The 19,823-nt window shown below is 61.8% G+C and carries 21 protein-coding genes and 1 tRNA gene; 10 read left to right on the top strand and 12 right to left on the bottom strand.

Annotation, left to right across the window (positions count from 1 at the left end; all coding sequences use genetic code 11):
* Nucleotide 1: 1 nt before the first annotated feature.
* Nucleotides 2-142, top strand: a complete 141-nt coding sequence (locus tag K0F85_RS15695; RefSeq protein ID WP_175533213.1) for a hypothetical protein — start codon at nucleotides 2-4, stop codon at nucleotides 140-142.
* Nucleotides 143-177: 35 nt separating this feature from the next.
* On the opposite strand, the gene proB is transcribed toward K0F85_RS15695, so the two are convergent.
* The 5 genes from proB to rplU form a co-directional block, all read right to left on the bottom strand.
* The gene (proB, locus tag K0F85_RS15690) at nucleotides 178-1,296 is read right to left on the bottom strand and encodes a glutamate 5-kinase (protein ID WP_219116921.1); all 1,119 of its coding nucleotides are present in this window, start codon (nucleotides 1,294-1,296) and stop codon (nucleotides 178-180) included.
* Between the two features lie 27 nt (nucleotides 1,297-1,323).
* The gene (locus tag K0F85_RS15685) at nucleotides 1,324-1,734 is read right to left on the bottom strand and encodes a hypothetical protein (protein WP_219116920.1); all 411 of its coding nucleotides are present in this window, start codon (nucleotides 1,732-1,734) and stop codon (nucleotides 1,324-1,326) included.
* Nucleotides 1,735-1,747: 13 nt separating this feature from the next.
* Nucleotides 1,748-2,857, bottom strand: coding sequence for a GTPase ObgE (gene obgE, locus K0F85_RS15680; protein ID WP_034754647.1), 1,110 nt, complete (start codon nucleotides 2,855-2,857; stop codon nucleotides 1,748-1,750).
* Nucleotides 2,858-2,970: 113 nt separating this feature from the next.
* The gene (rpmA, locus tag K0F85_RS15675; RefSeq protein WP_010395157.1) at nucleotides 2,971-3,243 is read right to left on the bottom strand and encodes a 50S ribosomal protein L27; all 273 of its coding nucleotides are present in this window, start codon (nucleotides 3,241-3,243) and stop codon (nucleotides 2,971-2,973) included.
* 40 nt (nucleotides 3,244-3,283) lie between these two features.
* Nucleotides 3,284-3,595: a 50S ribosomal protein L21 gene (gene rplU / locus K0F85_RS15670; protein WP_038500602.1), complete on the bottom strand. Its 312-nt coding sequence runs from the start codon at nucleotides 3,593-3,595 to the stop codon at nucleotides 3,284-3,286.
* Between the two features lie 304 nt (nucleotides 3,596-3,899).
* Here rplU and ispB point away from each other — a divergent pair, with 304 nt between their 5' ends.
* Complete coding sequence (gene ispB / locus K0F85_RS15665; protein WP_219116919.1) at nucleotides 3,900-4,889, top strand: octaprenyl diphosphate synthase; 990 nt, start codon at nucleotides 3,900-3,902, stop codon at nucleotides 4,887-4,889.
* A 51-nt stretch (nucleotides 4,890-4,940) separates the two neighbouring features.
* On the opposite strand, the gene arsH is transcribed toward ispB, so the two are convergent.
* The 3 genes from arsH to K0F85_RS15650 are packed head-to-tail and all read right to left on the bottom strand — an operon-like array spanning nucleotide 4,941 to nucleotide 6,488.
* Complete coding sequence (gene arsH / locus K0F85_RS15660) at nucleotides 4,941-5,675, bottom strand: arsenical resistance protein ArsH (RefSeq protein WP_219117049.1); 735 nt, start codon at nucleotides 5,673-5,675, stop codon at nucleotides 4,941-4,943.
* A gap of 22 nt (nucleotides 5,676-5,697) precedes the next feature.
* Nucleotides 5,698-6,120: an arsenate reductase (glutaredoxin) gene (gene arsC, locus K0F85_RS15655; protein ID WP_219116918.1), complete on the bottom strand. Its 423-nt coding sequence runs from the start codon at nucleotides 6,118-6,120 to the stop codon at nucleotides 5,698-5,700.
* Entirely contained in the window at nucleotides 6,117-6,488 is a 372-nt protein-coding gene (locus K0F85_RS15650; RefSeq protein ID WP_219116917.1) for a helix-turn-helix transcriptional regulator, read from the bottom strand. The genes arsC and K0F85_RS15650 overlap by 4 nt, the downstream gene beginning before the upstream one ends.
* A gap of 123 nt (nucleotides 6,489-6,611) precedes the next feature.
* On the opposite strand from K0F85_RS15650, the gene K0F85_RS15645 reads away from it, so the two are divergent.
* From K0F85_RS15645 to K0F85_RS15610, 8 genes are all read left to right on the top strand, one after another.
* Nucleotides 6,612-8,705, top strand: a complete 2,094-nt coding sequence (locus tag K0F85_RS15645; protein ID WP_219116916.1) for an AsmA family protein — start codon at nucleotides 6,612-6,614, stop codon at nucleotides 8,703-8,705.
* A 54-nt stretch (nucleotides 8,706-8,759) separates the two neighbouring features.
* A tRNA-Pro gene (locus tag K0F85_RS15640) sits at nucleotides 8,760-8,836 on the top strand.
* Between the two features lie 565 nt (nucleotides 8,837-9,401).
* A complete protein-coding gene (locus K0F85_RS15635) occupies nucleotides 9,402-10,424 on the top strand; it encodes a glycosyltransferase family 2 protein (protein ID WP_257572813.1) in 1,023 nt (340 codons plus the stop codon).
* Between the two features lie 17 nt (nucleotides 10,425-10,441).
* Nucleotides 10,442-11,434: a hypothetical protein gene (locus K0F85_RS15630; RefSeq protein WP_219116914.1), complete on the top strand. Its 993-nt coding sequence runs from the start codon at nucleotides 10,442-10,444 to the stop codon at nucleotides 11,432-11,434.
* Nucleotides 11,435-11,489: 55 nt separating this feature from the next.
* Nucleotides 11,490-12,149 carry a hypothetical protein gene (locus K0F85_RS15625; RefSeq protein ID WP_306984954.1) on the top strand — a complete coding sequence of 220 codons (660 nt, stop codon included), beginning with the start codon at nucleotides 11,490-11,492 and terminating at the stop codon, nucleotides 12,147-12,149.
* Entirely contained in the window at nucleotides 12,146-13,264 is a 1,119-nt protein-coding gene (locus K0F85_RS15620; RefSeq protein ID WP_219116912.1) for a hypothetical protein, read from the top strand. The genes K0F85_RS15625 and K0F85_RS15620 overlap by 4 nt, the downstream gene beginning before the upstream one ends.
* 10 nt (nucleotides 13,265-13,274) lie before the next feature.
* Entirely contained in the window at nucleotides 13,275-14,195 is a 921-nt protein-coding gene (locus K0F85_RS15615) for a fatty acid desaturase family protein (RefSeq protein ID WP_219116911.1), read from the top strand.
* A 458-nt stretch (nucleotides 14,196-14,653) separates the two neighbouring features.
* Nucleotides 14,654-16,048, top strand: coding sequence for a GntP family permease (locus K0F85_RS15610; RefSeq protein WP_219116910.1), 1,395 nt, complete (start codon nucleotides 14,654-14,656; stop codon nucleotides 16,046-16,048).
* A 1-nt stretch (nucleotide 16,049) separates the two neighbouring features.
* Here the strand turns inward: K0F85_RS15610 and K0F85_RS15605 are convergent, their stop codons facing one another.
* The 4 genes from K0F85_RS15605 to K0F85_RS15590 form a co-directional block, all read right to left on the bottom strand.
* Nucleotides 16,050-17,453, bottom strand: coding sequence for a sodium:solute symporter family protein (locus tag K0F85_RS15605; RefSeq protein WP_219116909.1), 1,404 nt, complete (start codon nucleotides 17,451-17,453; stop codon nucleotides 16,050-16,052).
* A gap of 131 nt (nucleotides 17,454-17,584) precedes the next feature.
* Nucleotides 17,585-18,388 (bottom strand): 3-oxoadipate enol-lactonase, encoded by an 804-nt coding sequence (pcaD, locus tag K0F85_RS15600; RefSeq protein ID WP_257572812.1) that lies wholly within the window; start codon nucleotides 18,386-18,388, stop codon nucleotides 17,585-17,587.
* Nucleotides 18,389-18,399: 11 nt separating this feature from the next.
* The gene (gene catC / locus K0F85_RS15595; RefSeq protein ID WP_219116908.1) at nucleotides 18,400-18,690 is read right to left on the bottom strand and encodes a muconolactone Delta-isomerase; all 291 of its coding nucleotides are present in this window, start codon (nucleotides 18,688-18,690) and stop codon (nucleotides 18,400-18,402) included.
* Nucleotides 18,691-18,700: 10 nt separating this feature from the next.
* Complete coding sequence (locus K0F85_RS15590; protein ID WP_219116907.1) at nucleotides 18,701-19,810, bottom strand: muconate/chloromuconate family cycloisomerase; 1,110 nt, start codon at nucleotides 19,808-19,810, stop codon at nucleotides 18,701-18,703.
* Nucleotides 19,811-19,823: the final 13 nt, after the last annotated feature.

Here is a 19,823-nt window from a genome sequence, read left to right as displayed (position 1 = left end):
GGTGTACCAATTTCTCTTGCGCTACCTGCCGGCACCGCTCGTGCACGGACTCTTCACGCTATGGTATGGGGGATTGCTGCTGCTGTTGTGGCTGAAATGGCCGCTGGCCCTGGGCGTGGGCTTCCGTTACGGACAACTGTAGGCCGTGGCCGGTGCAGGCACCGGCCACGTTGCCGCCTACACCAACACCATATTGTCGCGATGAATCAGCTCATGGCCTTCCATGTAGCCGAGTATCGACTCGATCTCGGTGGAGGGCTTGCGCATGATGCGGCGCGCTTCACCGCTCGTGTAGTTGGACAGACCGCGCGCCACGGGCACGCCGGCAGCATCGACGCAGGTGATCACGGCGCCGCGGCCGAATTCGCCGTTCACGCCCGTCACGCCGATCGGCAACAAAGACTTGCCTTCCTGGCGCAGCTTCTGCACGGCACCGGCATCCAACACGACGGCGCCGGCCGTATGCAGATGATCGGCCATCCACTGCTTACGCGCCGTCAATTGCCCCGTTTGTGCTCGCAATTGCGTGCCGATCGCCTCGCCCTGCGCCAGACGGCTGAGCACGTCACTGTCGCGGCCCCAGGCGATGATCGTGTGGGCGCCGGACTTGGCAGCGCGCTTGGCGGCGAGGATTTTCGTCAGCATGCCGCCACGCCCCAGGCTGCTGCCGGCACCGCCGGCCATCGCTTCCAGGGCCGGATCGCCGGCAATGCCTTGCGTAATCAGGTAAGCATTCGGGTCTTTGCGCGGGTCGGCCGAAAACAGGCCGTGCTGGTCGGTCAGGATGACCAGCGCATCGGCCTCGATCAGGTTGGCCACCAGGGCGCCCAGGGTATCGTTGTCGCCGAACTTGATTTCATCGGTGACGACCGTGTCGTTTTCATTGATGATCGGCACCACTCCCAGGCGCAGCAGGGTCGTCAGGGTGGAGCGGGCATTCAGGTAGCGTTCGCGGTCGGCCAGGTCGGCGTGCGTCAGCAGCACTTGCGCCGTGCCGAGGCCGTGGGCGCGGAAGCTGCTTTCATAGATTTGCGCCAGGCCCATCTGACCGACGGCGGCGCACGCCTGCAATTCGTGGATATCGGTAGGGCGCTGTTCGAAACCGAGGCGCAGCATGCCTTCGGCGATGGCGCCGGAGCTGACGAGAACGACTTCCTTGCCCAGGGCGCGCAAACCGGAAATCTGCGCAGCCCAGCGCGCGATGGCGGCATGATCGAGTCCGCGGCCATCGTTGGTGACCAGCGAAGAGCCGACTTTGATGATGATACGGGTAGCTTTTTGAATCACGGAATCCATGGGGCGGCGCTCTTCACTTTATAGACGTCAGCGCGCAGGACGCAGCAGCAGCAAGGCCAGCCCCGCCGTCAGCTCCATTGCGCACATGAACAACACAAAACCCTGGGGCAAGCCAAAGCTGATGGCCGCGTACAAACGGCCGGCGGGCTGCGCCAGGACCAACATTGCAGTGATATCGCCGAGGACAGGCGGTTCGCCCTGCCCTGCCGCGAACAGTGCCAGCAGCGCGGTAGCGCCCCAGACACCGACATGAGTGGCGTAGAACTGGCTGTAGCCATTGACGCCATTGAGGAAGATGCCCATGCCGGCCGCCATTTCATCGGCGAACAGCAGACAGGCGACCGCGCTCAGCCCGTAAGCATACGCGATCAGATGCAATACACGGCGCTGCCACACTTGCTTGCGCGCTGGCGCGGCAGCGGCCGTCTGTACCGACATCGGGGTAAGGCTCTTAGTCGAGGATCTTGAAACGCGGATCATCCGGGTCGATCGACGAGATACCGCGCGCTTCTTCGGTCATCTGCGTTTCTTCGGCACGACTTTCGCTGTGTTTCTTCTCTTCCAGATGCTGGTAGATCGCATTCACCAGTTCCGGGCAACCCTGATGGTTCAGTGCGGAAATCTCGAAAACGGGACCCTTCCAGGCGAAACGCTTGAGGAAGTCCTTGACGATCTTCTTGCGCTCTTCTTCCGGCACCATGTCGAGCTTGTTCAACACCAGCCAGCGTGGTTTGTCGACCAGCGACTCGTCGTACTTCTTCAATTCCTTGACCAGCGCCTTGGCTTCCTTGACAGGATCGACGTTGGTTTCAAACGGCGCCAGGTCGACGATGTGCAACAACAGACCCGTGCGCTGCAAGTGGCGCAGGAATTGATGGCCCAGGCCCGCGCCTTCGGAAGCGCCTTCGATCAAGCCGGGAATATCGGCGATCACAAAGCTCTTCTCGTGCGACACGCGCACCACACCCAGGTTCGGGTGCAGGGTGGTAAATGGGTAATCGGCAATTTTCGGGCGCGCGTTCGAGACGGCCGAAATGAACGTCGACTTGCCGGCGTTCGGCATGCCCAGCAAGCCCACGTCAGCCAGTACTTTCAGTTCCAGGCGCAGTTCGCGGCGTTCGCCTTCCTTGCCCTCGCCTTTTTGGCGCGGTGCACGGTTAGTCGAGGACTTGAAGTGGATATTACCCCAGCCGCCTTCGCCGCCCTTGGCCAGCATTTCGGTCTGGCCGTGTTCGGTCAGATCGGCCAGGATTTCGCCGCTCGCGTTGTCGATGATCAAGGTGCCGACCGGCATGCGCAGGTGGATGTCATCGGCGCCCTTGCCATAGCAATCTGCGCCACGGCCAGGCTCGCCATTGCGAGCCTTGTGCATTTTGGAGAAGCGGAAATCGACGAGCGTGTTGATATTGCGGTCGGCGACTGCCCAAATGGTGCCGCCCTTGCCGCCATCGCCGCCATCGGGGCCGCCGAAAGGCCGGAATTTTTCACGGCAGAAAGAGGCGCAGCCGTTGCCGCCATCGCCCGCGATGACTTCGATTTTTGCTTCGTCGATAAACTTCATAATTTTGCCGCCATAAAACTAAAAAGGCTCTACCTTGGGCAGAGCCTTTCGATTGAAGGCTTGCGCCTTACATCATGCGATCACAGCGGAGCGAACTGGCGCCCCGCGATGAATTACGCTGGTACTGCTGCGTTAGGTACAACGGTCACGAATTGCTTCGAGCCAGCACCTTTGACAACGAACTTCACTTTGCCCGCGATCAACGCGAACAAGGTGTGGTCTTTGCCCATGCCTACGCCTTCGCCGGCGCGCACTGGCGTGCCGCGTTGACGAATGATGATGCCGCCAGCATTGATAGCTTGGCCGCCGTAGACTTTAACGCCCAGACGTTTTGATTCTGAATCACGGCCGTTTCGCGTTGTGCCGCCGCCTTTTTTATGTGCCATTTAAGACTCCTTGATAGCTGATTAATTCAAACAGCGGCGATTAGCCGTTGATCGAAACGATTTGGATTTCGGTAAAATTCTGGCGATGGCCTTGATGCTTTTGGTAATGCTTACGACGACGCATCTTGAAAATTTTGACCTTATCATGGCGACCATGCGCCACAACCGTAACCAGTACCGTTGCACCTTCGACCAATGGCGCACCAAATTTAATGGTGTCGCCCGCGCCTACTGCGAGAACTTGATCGATGGTGATTTCGGAACCAATGTCTGCCGGTATCTGTTCTACTTTAAGTTTTTCGCCAGCGACAACTTTGTATTGTTTGCCACCGGTTTTTATGACCGCGTACATGATTTGAAACCTCATCAAATGTTGAAAGAATTTGTCCCACTGCCATGAAAAGCAAGCCATGCACAACAGGGGGAACCAGCGATTATACACGGACTGAGAAATTGCGTCAAAAACTATTCACAAAGCTTGACGATCGTGGTATGTCGACAACCTGGCCACCAGCGCAGGCTTGTGCCGGGCGGACAGAAAAACGCGCGCCAGTGCCAACAAGATCAATCAATTGCCCTACAGCCATAGGCAAACATCACGCGCACGCAAGCCTTGTCGTATAATCGCGGCACCCACAATCTAATGCAGGTTCGCCTTGTCTGACGCTAACAAACACGTTAACCAAAACACCATCGTGCAAACGATTGCCGCCGATATGGACGCAGTCAATACGGTGATCCGCCAAAAATTGCACTCCGATGTGATTCTGATCAACCAGATCGCTGAATACATCATCAGCGCAGGCGGCAAACGCATCCGTCCCGTGCTGATCTTGCTGGTAGCCAATGCCCACGCCTATCGCGGCACGGCGCACCATGAACTGGCCGCCGTGGTCGAATTCATCCACACCGCCACCCTGCTGCACGATGACGTCGTCGATGAATCGTCGATGCGTCGCGGACGCCAGACGGCCAATGCCCTGTTCGGCAATGCCGCCTCGGTGCTGGTGGGCGATTTCCTGCACTCGCGCTCGTTCCAGCTGATGGTGTCGCTCAATAATATGCGCGTCATGCAAATCCTGTCCGACGCTACCAACGTGATCGCCGAAGGCGAAGTGCTGCAGTTGCTGAACATGCACGATCCGGACGTGACGCAGGAAAGCTACCTGAACGTCATCCGCTCGAAGACGGCCAAGCTGTTTGAAGCGTCGGCGCAACTGGGCGCCCTGATCGCCGGCGCCAGCGAAGACGACATTGAAGCGGCTGCCGAATACGGCCGCTCGCTGGGCACGGCCTTCCAGTTGATCGACGACGTGCTCGACTATGCAGGCGACGCCGCCGAAATCGGCAAGAACGTGGGCGACGACTTGCGCGAAGGCAAACCGACCATGCCGCTGATCTGGTTGATGGAAAACGGGACGCCGGAGCAACGCGAACTCGTGCGCAGCTGCATCGAGCAAGGCGACGAACAGCATTTCGATACCGTCCTGACGGCCATCACCAACAGCGGCGCCCTCGACTACACGCGCAAGCAGGCGGAAATCGCCGGCAAGCGCGCCGCCGATGCCATCGCCGGCTGGCCGGACAGCGTCTACAAGCAATCCATGCTGCAACTGTGCTCGTTTGCCGTCGACCGCAATCACTGATCGCGTTGCAATACAAGCAATAAGAAACGGCGCCACTGGCGTCGTTTCTTATTACGTCGTGCTGCGCTCATGCTCCATCGCCGCACCCGCCAATGCCTGCACGATGGCCGGCTCCGCCTCCAGCCGCTCGCTGTAGCGGCTGCCCAGGTAATCGCGGCGGTCGCGCACCAGCAAGGTGAATTTATAGAGCTCTTCCATCACGTCGACCAGGCGCTCGTAATACGGCGATGGTTGCATGCGGCCCGCATCGTCGAATTCCTGATATGCCTTGGCGACCGAAGACTGGTTCGGGATAGTCACCATGCGCATCCAGCGTCCCAGCAAGCGCAAGCCGTTGACGGCATTGAACGATTGCGAACCACCCGACACTTGCATCACGGCCAGGGTCCGGCCCTGCGTGGGGCGCACGCTGCCCGTTTCCAGCGGCAGCCAGTCGATCTGCGATTTAAAGACGCCCGTGACGGCGCCGTGGCGTTCGGGGCTGCACCACACTTGCCCTTCCGACCATAGCGACAGCGCGCGCAACTCCTGCACTTTCGGATGTTCGGGCGACACGCTGTCGACCATGGGCAAGCCATGCGGATCGAATACGCGCGTGTCGGCGCCAAAGTGGCGCAGGATGCGCTCCGCTTCCAGGGTCAGCAGCTTGCTGTACGAGCGCTCGCGCAAGGAGCCGTACAGCAGCAAAATGCGTGGCGCATGCGTGGACACGTTGCGCGGCGCCAATTTATCCAGGCTGGGCAGGTCCAGGTGGGCGGCGCTGATATTGGGCAACGCATTGGACAGCTCATTGGGCAAATCTTCCATCTCAGGCCACCGGCTTGCCGTCGGCACCGACCACGGGCTGGCCGTCTTCCTTGGCAAAAGCGCCTTGCTGCGGCAGCGGCAGGATGTCCAACACTTTTTCCGATGGCCGGCACAGGCGCACGCCCAGTTCCGTGACGACGATGGGACGGTTGATCAAGATAGGATGGGCTTGCATGGCATCAAGCAAGGCCGCATCGCTCAGTTCAGGATTAGCCAGGCCCAGCTCGTCGTACAGGGCGCCCTTGTCGCGCATCGCCGCGCGCACGGTCAGGCCCGCACGCTTGATCAGGTCGACCAGTTCTTCACGCGACGGCGGATGCTTGACGTAATCGATGATGACGGGCTCGACGCCCGTGTTGCGGATCAAGGCCAGGGTATTGCGCGAGGTGCCGCACGCCGTGTTGTGATAGATCGTGATCGTCATGTCGTCGTTTCCTTCAGTAAATGTGGTTCGTTGACGCAGCAAGGCGCGCCAGCGCAGCAGTTCTCGGTCAAAAAGGCCAGCAAGCCGTTCATGCCCGCATAGTGGGCGGCGTAGATGATGGAACGCCCTGCCTTGCTTGCCGTCACCAGATTGGCATGCGCCAGTTCTTTCAAGTGAAACGACAGCGACGAGGGCGCGATCGCCAGAGCTTCGGCGATTTTCGTCGCCGCCATGCCTTGCGGTCCCGTCTGCACCAGCAGGCGGAACACGGCCAGCCGCGATTCCTGTGCCAGCGCGGCCAGCGCCGCGATAGCGGCCGTACTCGTCAGTGGTCCGGCTTGCGCCGTGATTGTCTTTTCATTTCCCATATTTCAATAATAATCGAATTATGGAATCAATGCCAGCCATCGCGATGCCTACGTAAGCCAGCGCACCGACCGATATGAACAATCGGTCTACCTTGATGAAAAATCACTGCGATTGGCATTCTCATGACGCGCTCGACACCCCTGAAAATCCTCGGCTGGAGCCTGGCCGCCGTGCTGTTCCTGATCACCATCGTGGTCATCTTTGTGCTGACTTTCGACTGGAACCGCGCCCGCCCCTACCTCAATCAGAAGGTGTCGGAAAGCACTGACCGTAGCTTCGTCATCGGCGGTGATTTGCGAGTCAAGTGGAAGCAAGGGCTGAAGACGGAACCGGGCTGGCGCCGCTACGTGCCACGCCCTGTCATCAGCGCGCAAGACGTGCGCATGAGCAACCCGGACTGGGCCACTGCCGGCCGGCAACTGGCCAGCGCCAGGCGCATCGACGTGACCATCCATCCGCTGCCCCTGTTGCAGCACAGGCTGGTGCTGACGGACCTGGCGCTCGAGGCGCCCAACATCGCCCTGCAGCGTCGCGCCGACGGCAGCAACAGCTGGACCTTGAAAGACAATGGCCCGTCAGCGTGGGAAGTGGAAATCCAGCGCATGGCCTTCGGCGACGGCGTCATCCGCTACCTGGACGAGGGTATCGCCTTGGACGTGCACGCCAGGGTCAGCTCGACGGCGCCCGACGCCACGCCGGGCGACGCACCAGGCAGCGCGCCCGTGCAGAAATACGGCATCGAATTCACCCTGGGAGGCACCTACCGCAAGGCACCCGTGACGGGCGGCGGCAAGGCAGGTGCCGTGCTGTCCCTGACCGACAACAACACCGTGTATCCCGTGCAGGCGCACGCCGTACTGGGCAAGAACAAGGCCAGCATAGCCGGCACGCTGACGGACCCGCGCGCATTGTCTGGAATCGATTTGCAGCTGAGCCTGGCCGGCGCCAGCATGGCCGAGCTGTATCCGCTGACCGGCGTGCTGCTGCCGGAAACGCCGGATTACGCCACCAAAGGCCGGCTGCTGGGCAAGAAGGATGGCGCCAGCTGGCACTGGACGTACCAGGACTTCAAGGGCACGGTCGGCCAGAGCGACCTGGCCGGCACCCTGCAATATTTACCGCGCCAGCCCCGTCCCCTGCTGCGCGGCGAAGTGAGCTCGCAGCAATTGCGCCTGGAAGACCTGGGCCCCAGCATCGGCGCCGACAGCAATGCGCAGAAACAGGCGCGCGGCACGGCGCCCGTGCAGCCCGACAACAAAGCCTTGCCAGTGGAACAGTTCAATACGGCCAAATGGAATGCGCTCGACGCCGATGTGAAATTTACGGGCAAGAAACTGGTACGCACGCATGACATCCCCCTCAACGACATCGTCGCCAACATCCACATGCAAGACAAGGTGCTGAGTTTGACGCCGCTCAACTTCGGCATGGCCGGTGGCGATATCACCTCGAACATCACGCTCGATGGCCGCCAAAAGACCATCGCCGCGCAAGCCAAGGTGGCGGCGCGCCACCTCAAAATTCGCGAACTGTTTCCCAAGCTGCAATCGATGCAAGCGAGTTTCGGCGAAGTGTACGGCGACGCCGCACTCACCGGCCACGGCAATTCGATCTCGGCCATGCTGGCCAGCGCCGATGGCGAGCTGGCGGCCACCGTCAGCGAAGGCTCCGTCAGCCAGTTCATGCTGGAACTGGCCGGCCTGAACCTGGCCAATGCCGTCTTCGTGAAAGTCTTCGGTGACAAGCAGGTGCACCTGAACTGCCTGGCCAGCGACTTCGCCGTCACGAATGGCCAGGCCGACGTGCGCCGCTTCGTGCTCGACACCGACACGGCCGTCGTGAATGTCACGGGCAACGTCAACCTGGCCCGCGAAACCCTGGACCTCGATGTGCGCCCGCGCACCAAGGGCGCCCGCATCATCACCCTGCGCACGCCGCTGTACGCGAAAGGCACGTTCAAGAACCCGGACGTGGGCCCGCAAAAAGGGCCGCTGGCCCTGAAAGCGGGCGCCGCCGTAGCCCTGGCCACCATCGTCACACCGCTGGCCGCCCTGCTGCCCCTGGTCAACGTCGACAAAGCCCCGGACACGGACTGCGCCGCCGTGATGGCGCAAGCCAACGCCACGCGTAAAGCCCCGACTTCGCCGGCGACAAATGCACCGGCAAAAAAAGTCAGCGAAGCGGAGATCAAAAAGGCCCAGCAGGAAAAGAAATAGACCGCGATGCAGTCGCTTGAAAGCCGCCCCGCCATCTGCTGTAATGAAGGAAAGCGGGGTGTGGCTCAGCCTGGTAGAGCGCTGCGTTCGGGACGCAGAGGCCGGAGGTTCGAATCCTCTCACCCCGACCAAAGTTCTTCTTGTAAATCAAGAATTTACATAAGCCCCAGCCTCTGGGGCTTTGTCATTTTTTAGCCCGTTAGTGGCAAATTAGCGTAGCTGTTCGGTGTTTCCACTTCTAGTATCGGTTCACCGTGGCCGCCGACGAACGGCAGCGGCTCATCGGCGTGGCAGGCGCCGGCGGCGTCATCAGCCGCTGTGCCAGTAATGAAACTTCGGCTGATAGCATAGAGGAAAATATTACCAAGCCAACATCACTACATCAGCCTGCTCGAACCAGAATACGGCCGTGAGGACAGGTGTCCCATGACTCACCGTGGCCCGCCGTTCGCCAGCATAACGGCAGTAAGCTGATCCCATAAATGCCCCAGGGAAAACTAATGATGATTTTGTCCAAGAACAAGATGGGTTCGGAACTAGCAAAGCAAAATGGCATCTCGGAATAGACAATCCGTACGCCTGCAACTGGGCTTGGTTAGCAGCCTCATCTGGGTAGAGTTGAAGGGCCGGCCACGCAACGGTGCACCGATTTGACCAATTAACGGCCCTCGTCTTGTTTGGGCAATGGGAAACAATATGCCGCATGAACACGTCGCCGCGCGTACCGCCATAGTATTAGAGACGAATAACCTGCGCGGCGGCGCCGGCATGGATGCGGCCGGCGCCAGCTTGCTGCATGTGATCGGCCTGCTGGCACAACAGAGCATAGCACTGAGCGCACTCGCGCAAGTGGTCGTCACGCACGACGGCTTGTGCGAGCGCATTCGCATAAGCGCGGAGCGCCTGGCAGGCCGCAGCATCGACTTCGTGCGGATCAATGCCAGCACCGGCTACTACCAGGCCAAGAACGACGGTTTCGACGCCGTCGATGCCGACCGCTGCGACTACGTCTGCTTCGCCGACGCCGACTGCAAGCCCGAACAAGACTGGCTTGAACAGCTGATCGCGCCGCTGACGGACGCAGTGCCACCGGCAGTGGTGGCCGGCCGTACCAGCTACGCCGCCACCGTGGTAGGCACCGCCCTAACCACGATAGACTTCATGTACTTCCCCAGCCAGCTGCAAGCTCGCGCGACGCGCAACTTCTACGCCAACAACGTGGTGTTCTTGCGCGAGGTGTTCGCGCAGAACCGCTATCAGCCACTCGACGGCGTGTACCGCGCGCACTGTCAGGTGCTGGGCCTGCGCCTCCACGCCGCGGGCGTGGCTCTGCACTACGCGGCGCGGGCGCACACCGAGCACAAGCTGCCCGATACCCGCTTCGAGCTGCTCAAATTGCGCTGGATGCGTGGACAGGACACGCTCGGCCTGACGCCACACCTGGTGCGCACTTATCTGCCAAGGTCCATGCAATGGCTGAGTCGTAGCGGCCCTGTCGGACCGCTCTGCGTGCTGACGGCGCGGCTGTGGTACAGCCTGCGCGCACTCAACCATCAGGATGCGGCCCCGGTGCTCGGCCTGCGCTGGGTGTCGGCCGTCGTCCTGATCGGGATTTTTTCCGGGCTGGACATGCTTGGCGCACTGTGCCGGGGCCTGGGTATCCGCAGCGCTGCCGCCGAGGGTGCCGACACACAATCGCTGTCCTACCATGAACGCTAACCACGGGAAACCCTACCATGACCTTGCACCGTTCCTATACCACTTTGCAATGGGCAGCATTGAGCGCGCTGGCCCTGACCGGTAGCACCCGCGCCACCGACCTGGAGGGGCGTGGCGTTCACTATTTTGCATCAACCAGCGGCTGCCCGCTTCCCGAGGTGAGCATGCGCGCCGAGATGTGCAACCGCATCGGCCTCGACGACCAGGCCACCACGGCAGCAGTCGACACCAGCTCGCACCAGATCCACTTCAACAATGCCCGCAGTTACGACAAAAAGACCATCGTCGGCGACGTGCTGTTGCAAGGCTCGGCAATGGACAAAGCGGGCCGCCGCGTACCGGTCAGCGTCCACCTGATACTGAGCAAAACCGCAGACAGCTGGTCAGTCAGCAGCCATGCGCATACACCGGTCAAAGGGGCGTTCAGCGCGGTACGCATCGACCCCTATCTGGTGGACGTGCCGGCAGCAAGTGGCCGACGTGTGCTGGTATCGTTCGAGCAAGCCACAAAGCTGGTGTCCGATCCCGCCCTGGCAGCGCGCCTGTCCAGCCACCTGGTGCAGGTAAGTGACAACCGCAGCACGAACACGGACGATGCCGACATCACCATCGCGCTCGGTGCAGGCAAGGTAGCCAAGCCGGTAATGCGCGCACGGCTGCACAGCGATCCGGCAAGCGCCGGCAACGCCGGCGGCCTGCTGGCGCACGGCACTTGGTCATTCGAGCTGGAAGCACTAAGCGGTAAAATCCCGGACCACGTGGTCCAGCGCGAACTGTTCCTGTACGGCCTGAGCGACCAGCCGCTGCTCAAGCCGCTGATGAAGCGTGGCTTCGCCGCACGCGACAAGCTGACCATCGGCGCCGTGCACGGCCAGGGCTACCTGCGTTATGGCGACCAGCAACAAGCCTTTGCCGGGGCCGGCGATACGGCGGCCGCTTTCCTGCAGCAAAGTTTTATCGGGCTGGTGCTGGGCAATCAACTGGCGGCGGGCGATGCACTTGCACGCTGATGGATGGCCGCTGCCGGCCTGCTTGGCAGCCCCACCACTAAGCGGCTTGCCGGCCATGCAGGCGCGTTGGGTCGACAGCATCAAGCATGCCGCCCTGCGCCAACTGCATGCCAGCCTGGCCGGTGAGCGGCTGCTGTTGCGTATCTACCTGATCGGCGAGGAGGCCAGCGAAATCGCGCTGCAGTCTGATCTGCTGGCCCAGCCACCGGCCTGGCTGGCGCGACAAATGGGAAAGCACCTGGCAGACGAACGGCGTCATGCTTCGCTATTTTCGGCTGCGCTAAGGGCGCGGGGCGGGATAGCGCCGACGCCTTTGTCCGCGCGGCCCGATGCGCTCACTCTGCGCAAGATCGCGCAATGGCGCACACTCGCGCATCGCTACGGTACCAGCTTTTCCGCAGGCCACCTCATCCCGGCGTTCGCTATCGGCTTGTGCGCCGAACAGACGTTCACCCGCGTTCTGCGGCGTCATTGCGCGCTGATTGGCGCAGTTCATCCGCTATATCCCCTGTTGGCTGGCGTGCTGAGCGATGAAGACCGCCACGTTCGCTTGTGCCAGCATACGCTGGCGCGTCTGGTACTGCCGTCCGAACACGGGAGCCTAGCATCGCTGCTCGATGAGATTCGCGCCATCGACCGTGCCTGGGGCGTTTCCAGCGCGCTCATCATGTATCTGGCCGGCGCCGCGTTGCGGCTGTGGCCCGCGCGTCCATGAACACCATCAAGGTGACCTATCTGGCAACGGCAGACGCCCGCGGACACCTGATGCGCGCGCAACTACTCACGCATGCGTTGCGCGAATACGGCGCCGATGTCGAAGTACTGACCACATCGGACGAAGGGGTCGCTTTCCTGGCCGGCTTTGGCATCACTGCGCACGTGCTGTCGCGCCACTACGCAGTCCAGTTCGACACGAGGCAAAACATGCTGCCCGCAGAAACCGACGCAAATATCGCCAACTATCTGTTCCGACCGTCGCGGATGTGCCGGGACATTATGCAACTACGCGTCGCTCTGCGTAGCGCGGACTTAATCATCAACGACTCCTTTCACCCGGCATTGCTGTTCATGGGATGCATGCCCGCATGGCGGGGAAAGGTGGTACACGTCTACGGCGCCAGCCTGCGGCAGGCGGTCCTGAACAATTTTTCCGGGCGCCTACCAGCTACCCTGTCACGCCTGTTCCATCGCATCGTCGGATGGCAGATCAACGCCAGCTTAGCGCGCATTGAGCACGACTTCAGCTACGAGGCGACTTGCGACGGCGCCACATTCCGCCTGCCGACTCCGGTCGTTGTGGCCGCGCTGTTTGACGCCGCAGTGCCGCGCGCGCAGGCGTGCGCAGCCGTCTACCTCAATCCCCATTTCCGCGACTCCTGCCTGGCCGATGGCGTCGAAACCGGCTTGGACCTCGCCGGCATGCACGCAACCCTGGTCGGCGAGGGCTATGCCGGACGCGCGCGATGGGAGGCGCAAGACGCCGACTGGGTGCGGCAAGCCGCCGCCAGCAACCTGATCGTCTCGGCACCCGGCATGGCGGCGTTGTCGGTGGCGCTGGTCTATGGTCGGCCCATCGTGCTGGTGTTAACCGAGCAGCCGGAGCAGAAAATCAACGCTGCTCGCGCGGCGGCGCTGGGGCTGGCACATCGCATCGTCATCTGGCGCGGCGACGCGACAACGTTCGCCCAAGACCTGTGCAGCGCGTGCGTCGATCTGCTACAAAGCGCCCCCACCTTGCCTGCGCCGGACGGCCGCGCGGTAGCCGGTGCACGCCTGCAGAGCTGGGTAGCGGTGCTGTACGAGCTGGCCGCGCGGTCTGTCCACCGATGAGGCGCCCATCATGAGGCCGCCACTACCGGCGCATCTCACAACGATCAGCAATCCGCGCGCACTAATCGCCGTCGCGCTTGATTGGGCGCTGATTGCTGCCTGCTTCATCGCGGCTATCCGCTTTTCCCATCCGCTGGTGTTCCTGCTAAGCGCGATCCTGATCGCCCGCACCCAGCTCGCGCTAGCCGTTCTGATGCATGAAAGCGCTCACGGCACCCTGCTGTCGCATCGGCGACTGAACGACATCGCAGGCCAACTGTTCGCGGCAGCGCCGCTGCTGCTGGTGATGGACTTCTATCGCAGCGGGCACTTACAGCATCACCGTGCGCCGATGGTGGCCGACGATCCGGTCGCCACCATATTCGGCATCGACGACTACCCTGTGACGCGCAGGGAATTGGTGTGGCGTTTGCTCAAAGATGCCACCGGCCTTGGTTACTTCCTCAGCGCGCGCAATCTGGTGCGCGCCAGGCAGCGTGGCCGCAATCAGCACAAGGCTGCCGGCCACAGCAAGGGGTTCTACGCAATCGCCAGCATCGTTGCGGTGCAGGGCGTGATAATCGGCCTGCTCGCGGCGGCGGGACATGCAGCGTTGTATTTCGGGCTTTGGATCTTGCCAGCGCTGACCTTGCTACCGCTGTTCGGGCGCATACGCGCGATCACCGAGCATGCCGGCTACCGGGCGTCGGAAGATCAGCGATTCAGTGCGCGTACCGTCGTGCGGCGCAGCTGGCAAACTTTTTTCGTAGGACCACATCGAATCCATTACCATATCGAGCATCATGAATATCCACGCGTACCCTTCTATCGCCTGCAGCAGGTGCATGTGCTAATGGCGCAACAAGGCCGCCTGCCGGCGGCCAACTTGTATCGATCTTACGGACAGGTGCTGAGAGACGTCAGCCAACTCAAGCAACCTGCTGAACACTGACCACATGCTTTGCGTTCGTACACGATCAATTGCCGAGCCAAGCTAGGTGGCTGTTTCTTTGGGCATCGTTCAAGCTGCAAAAATCAGGCCAAATCACAATGGGCGAGCAGTATGGAATGGTTTTTATTGCAACACTCATTATCGTGGTGCGGTTCTTGAAGTTCCTACAGGAACTGGTGCAAGAATTGAGAGGCCTCGGGTGTTAATAACTGCGAAGGAGCTTGACACTACCCACAGTTCGACCCTGGAGGCCCCCGTAGCCGTCCATGGCTGCAAGACGGCCTGCGGATGTTCGCTCATCGGCAAGGCCAACGCGACAGTAGGCTAGCAGGCCGCTGGCGCCGGTACCTGCCTACACTGCGCAATCCTTGACCCATGCGTTGGCGTGTTGCTGAGAAGTATGATATTAATTGAACAATTGATTAATTAAACACTTCCATCGCCAAGGGCCCGGTCTTATGTCTTTCCTGATAGTTCTGGCCGCACTGGCCTTCCTGATGCTGGCCGCCTACCGCGGCTTCAGCGTGATCCTGTTCGCGCCCGTCGCCGCGCTCGGTGCCGTGCTGCTCACCGATCCGTCCGCCGTGCCGGCCGTCTTCAGCGGCATCTTCATGGAAAAGATGGTGGGCTTCATCAAGCTGTATTTCCCCGTCTTTTTGCTCGGCGCCGTGTTCGGCAAGCTGATTGAACTGTCCGGCTTTTCCCAATCCATCGTCGTGGCGGCCATTCGATACATCGGCAGCTCGCGCGCGAATGCCGTGATCGTTGCAGTCTGCGCGGCGCTGACCTATGGCGGCGTGTCGCTGTTCGTGGTGGTGTTTGCCGTCTATCCGTTCGCAGCCGAGCTGTACCGCCAGAGCAATATCCCCAAGCGGCTGATGCCGGGCGCCATCGCCCTGGGCGCGTTTTCCTTCACCATGGATACCCTGCCCGGCACGCCGCAAATCCAGAACATCATCCCGACCACTTTTTTCAACACGACCGGCTGGGCCGCGCCATGGCTGGGCACCATCGGCGCGGTGCTGACGGTGAGCATGGGACTGGCTTTCCTGGAATGGCGCCGCCGTTCCGTCATGGCGACGGGCGAAGGTTATGGAGTGGAGGCCGAACAGGCCAAGACCGGTGGTGGCGACTTGCCCCATCCGCTGCTGTCGGTGGCGCCTTTGGTGCTGGTGGGCGTGGCCAACTTTGCACTGACCAAGCTGATTCCCCACTGGTATGGCAGCAGTTACGTGCTCACCGCTGACGCTCTGCCGGGCTTGCATGCGCCCGTGGCTACGTCGATCGCTTCCGTCACCGGTATCTGGGCAGTGGAAGGCGCCTTGCTGATGGGAATTTTACTCGTGTGCGTGACGGCCTTCGGGCGCATCCGCGCCGCCTTTGCCGAAGGCACCAAGGCGGCAGTGGGCGGCGCGCTGCTGGCAGCCATGAATACGGCGTCCGAATATGGCTTTGGCGGCGTCATCGCGGCACTGCCCGGTTTTCTTGCCGTCAGCAACACCTTGCGCAGCGTGCCCGATCCCCTCGTCAATGCGGCCGTGTCCGTGACGACGCTGGCCGGCATTACCGGCTCGGCCTCGGGCGGCATGAGCATCGCGCTGGCCGCCATGTCGGACAGTTTTATCCAGGCCGCGCAGCAGGCGCACATTCCGCTGGAAGTCATGCACCGCGTGGTGGCGATGGCCAGCGGCGGCATGGACACCTTGCCGCACAATGGCGCCGTGATCACCCTGCTGGCCGTCACGGGCCTTACGCACCGCCAGTCCTACCGCGACATTTTCGGTATCACCGTCATCAAGACGGTGGCCGTGTTTCTCGTCATTGCCGTCTACTACATGACGGGGCTGGTATGACCTAAAGCTTTGGCGACGATGCCGACTTCTCCAACGCTTGCGCCGGCTTGAACAAATGGCTGATGCCCATGGTCAGCAGCGGGCCGGCCAGTGCCAGGTAGGAACTGTCCACGCCATACGGATTGCCCGCCAGGAACCAGCCTATGGTGGCGATCACCGAAACGATCACGCCGACGAAGGCGCCGCGCGGCGTGCCGAATTTCGGCGCATAGAAGGCCATCAGCACCAGCACGGCCAGGGTGGCGCGCAAGGCCTTGCCGAGGAAGGCGATCATCAGCAGTTTTTCCGCATACAGCGCCAGCACCAGCGGCAGCAAGCCGGCCACGACAATGGCGATGCGCAGGAACATCAGCGATTTCGCGTCGTTCTTCGCCTTGTTGTACCAGGGATCATAAAAATCCTTCATGGCCAGGGTGGCCGATGCCAGGGTGGTGGCGGAAATGCCACCGAACAGGGCGCCGGCCAGGCCGACGATCATGATGCTGGCGGAAAACGCCGGCATGTGGGCGATCAGGGTCGGGAAGGCGTCGATCGACTTCATGCCCGGGTACAGCACGGCGCTGCACATGCCGATCAGGGCGGCCATCAGGCCGAACGGTATCATCAGCGACGATACGTAATAGCAGGCGCGCTTGGCCACGGCCGGATTGTCTGTGCTGACCAGGGCCTGGATCACGTATTGCGTGGCGAAGATGGAACCGATGCCGCCTATCATCCAGGCGATGATCTGGCCCCAGCCTATCTCGACCCAGTTGAACATCTTGGCCGGCAATTGTGCCTGCAGCGCGCCGATGCCGCCGGTTGCTTCCAGCGCATACGCCAGCGCCAGGATCACGCCCAGGTACTTGACGATGGAGTGGGCGAAATTGGTGTACACCACCGAACGCATGCCGCCCAGGCTGACATAGATTACGGTGATGGCGCCCACCAGCAAAATGGCCACGGTTTTATTGATGTGCAACACGGCCGCCAGCACGGCGCCACCGCTGGCGTAGAGGGCCACGGCAACGATGCTCAGCGCAACGATGGTGAGTATCGATGCGGCATAACGCACGGGTTCGCCATACGTCTGCGCCAGGATGCCGGAAATCGTCGACTGCCCGCTTTCCTTGTATTTTTTCACCAGCACGATGGCCAGCAGCAAGAAGCCCAGCGACAGCGCCACCAGATTCCACGCGGCGGAAATACCCAGTTCATAGCCCTTCTGGGCCGTGCCGATGCTGACGGAACTGCCAATAAATTCCGACAACAACAGCGCGCCTATCAGGTAGGCAGGGTAGTTGCGCCCGCCAGCCGTCATGCCCTCGGCGCTGTTGGCATGCTTGCGCACGCTATACGTAATGTACGACATGAGGGCGAAATAGCCCACCGTAATCGCAGCGATGATGATCAATCTGTTTTCCATCCGTCTACTCCAAGTCTGCTTTTCTTATTTTTATTTTTCAAGAAAGCTTCCCCTGCCGCATGCCGGACCAGCCGGCGGCGGTGCTCAGGGGAAAACTACATTCCTGCCATACCGATACGGTATAGCAAGGCTCACAATAAAAAGGTCCGCAACTGCGCCGTAAACAAGTCCGCCGCCTCGACGTTCGAGATATGCGAGGCGGGCAGGCTTGCCAGGCGGGCACCGGCGATCTGCTTTTGCAGCCAGCGCCCGTCATCGATGGTGGTCACGGGATCGTACTCGCCGGCGATGATCAGGGTCGGCACGCTGATCTTGCCGACGCAGGCGTGCAAGTCCGCCTGGGCCAGCACTTCGCAGCAGGCTGCGTAGCCGCCTGCATCCTGGCCGCGCAAGATGCCGGCCAGGCGCGCTACCGTATCCGCCTCGCGCGCGATAAACTGCGGAGTGAACCAGCGCGCGGCGGCGCTCTCTGCCACCGCAGCCATGCCATCGCGACGCACTTGCTCGGCCCGCAGCTGCCACGGCGCGGCGCCGCCGATGCGCGCCGCCGTATTCGCCAGCACGAGCTTCGTCAAACGCTGCGGCTGGTGTATGCCCAGCCACTGGCCCGTCAAGCCGCCCATGGAAATGCCGCAGAAGGCGGCGCGTGCCATATCGAGGTGGTCGAGCAGCGCCACCACGTCCAGCCCCAGCCGCTCGATGCCGAACGGCGCGCTGCCGCTGGCCGACTGGCCATGGCCGCGCGTATCGTAGCGCACGACAAAAAAGTCGCCGGCTAGCGCGGCCGCCTGCGCATCCCACATGGACAGGTCCGTGCCGAGGGAATTCGACAGGACAAGGCAGGGCTTGCTGCGCTCGCCATCCGTGCGGTAATGCATGCGAATACCGTCCACCTCACACGTTTTCCCGGCAGTGTCGTTGCCTATATGCGTCATTGCATGTCTCCTCAGGAATCGTCGTCGCGCACCGACGATGGATGGCGGCACAGCGGCATCACGTCGATCTGCATGTAAGGGAACAGGGGAAGCGAGGTCAGCAAAGTATGCAGCTCGTCCACGCTGTCCACGTCAAAGACGCTGACGTTGGCGTACTGGCCGGCGATGCGCCACAGGTGGCGCCATTTGCCTTCGTGCTGCAAGCGCTGGGCCAGTTCCTTTTCCGTCTGCTTCAGCTGCGCCGCCTGCTCGGCGGGCATGCACAATGGCAGGTTCACGTTCATGCGTACATGGAATAACATGGTCTCTCCCTTATTGACGCTGCATGGCGCGCAGTTTGTCCATGTCGATCTCGACGCCCAGGCCCGGACCCGTCGGCACCTGCAGCATGAAGTCGCGGTACACCAGCGGTTCGCGCAAGACTTCCTGCGTCAGCAACAGGGGGCCGAACAGCTCCGTGCCCCAGGCCAGTTCGGCAAACGTGGAACAGACATGGGCCGTGGCGGCCGTGCCGATGCCGCCTTCGAGCATGGTGCCGCCGTACAGGCCCACGCCGGCCAGGCGCGCCACGGTGGCCACTTCCAGCGCGGGCAGCAAGCCGCCCGACTGGGTGATCTTGACCGCATACACGTCGGCCGCATCGGCCCGTGCCAGCGCCAGCGCGTCGGCGGGACCGTGCAAGGCTTCGTCGGCCATGATGGCCACGTCGAAGCGCTGCGTCAGGCGCGCCAGCGCAGCGCGGTTGCCGGCTTTGACGGGCTGCTCGATCAGGTCGATGCCGCCCGCTTCCAGCGCGGCGATGCCGCGCACGGCGTCCGTCTCGCTCCAGGCCTGGTTGACATCGACGCGCACGCTGGCACGTTCGCCCAGCGCGCGCTTGATCTCCAGCACATGGGCCACGTCATCCATCACGTCGCGCAGGCCGATCTTCAGCTTGAAAATGCGGTGGCGGCGCAAGTCCAGCATTTTTTCCCCTTCGGCGATATCGCGCGCGGTGTCGCCGCTGGCCAGCACCCAGGCCACGGGCAGCGCATCGCGCACCCGGCCGCCCAGCAATTCCGACAGCGGCACATTCAGGCGACGCGCTTGTGCATCCAGCAGCGCCGTCTCGATCGCGCACTTGGCGAAGCGGTTGCCCTGGATGACCTTGCGCACCTTGGCCATGGCCTTGGCCACTGCGCTCGCCTGCATCCCGACCAGCAGCGGTGCGATATAGGTATCGATATTCGTCTTGATGCTTTCCGGGCTTTCGCCACCGTAGCTCAAGCCGCCGATGGTGGTCGCCTCGCCCCAGCCCGTGATGCCGTCGGCGCAGCGCAGCCGCACCAGCACCAGGGTTTGCGTATTCATGGTGGCGACGGACATCCGGTGCGGGCGAATGGTTGGCACATCGACCAGGTAGGTCTCGATATTTTGAATCATATTTATTCCGTAT

It is taken from the genome of Janthinobacterium sp. UMAB-56, from assembly GCF_900095265.1.
Lineage (GTDB): Bacteria > Pseudomonadota > Gammaproteobacteria > Burkholderiales > Burkholderiaceae_D > Janthinobacterium.
Note: the sequence above shows the minus strand (reverse complement) of the source record. Positions and strands in the feature narration are given on the sequence as shown.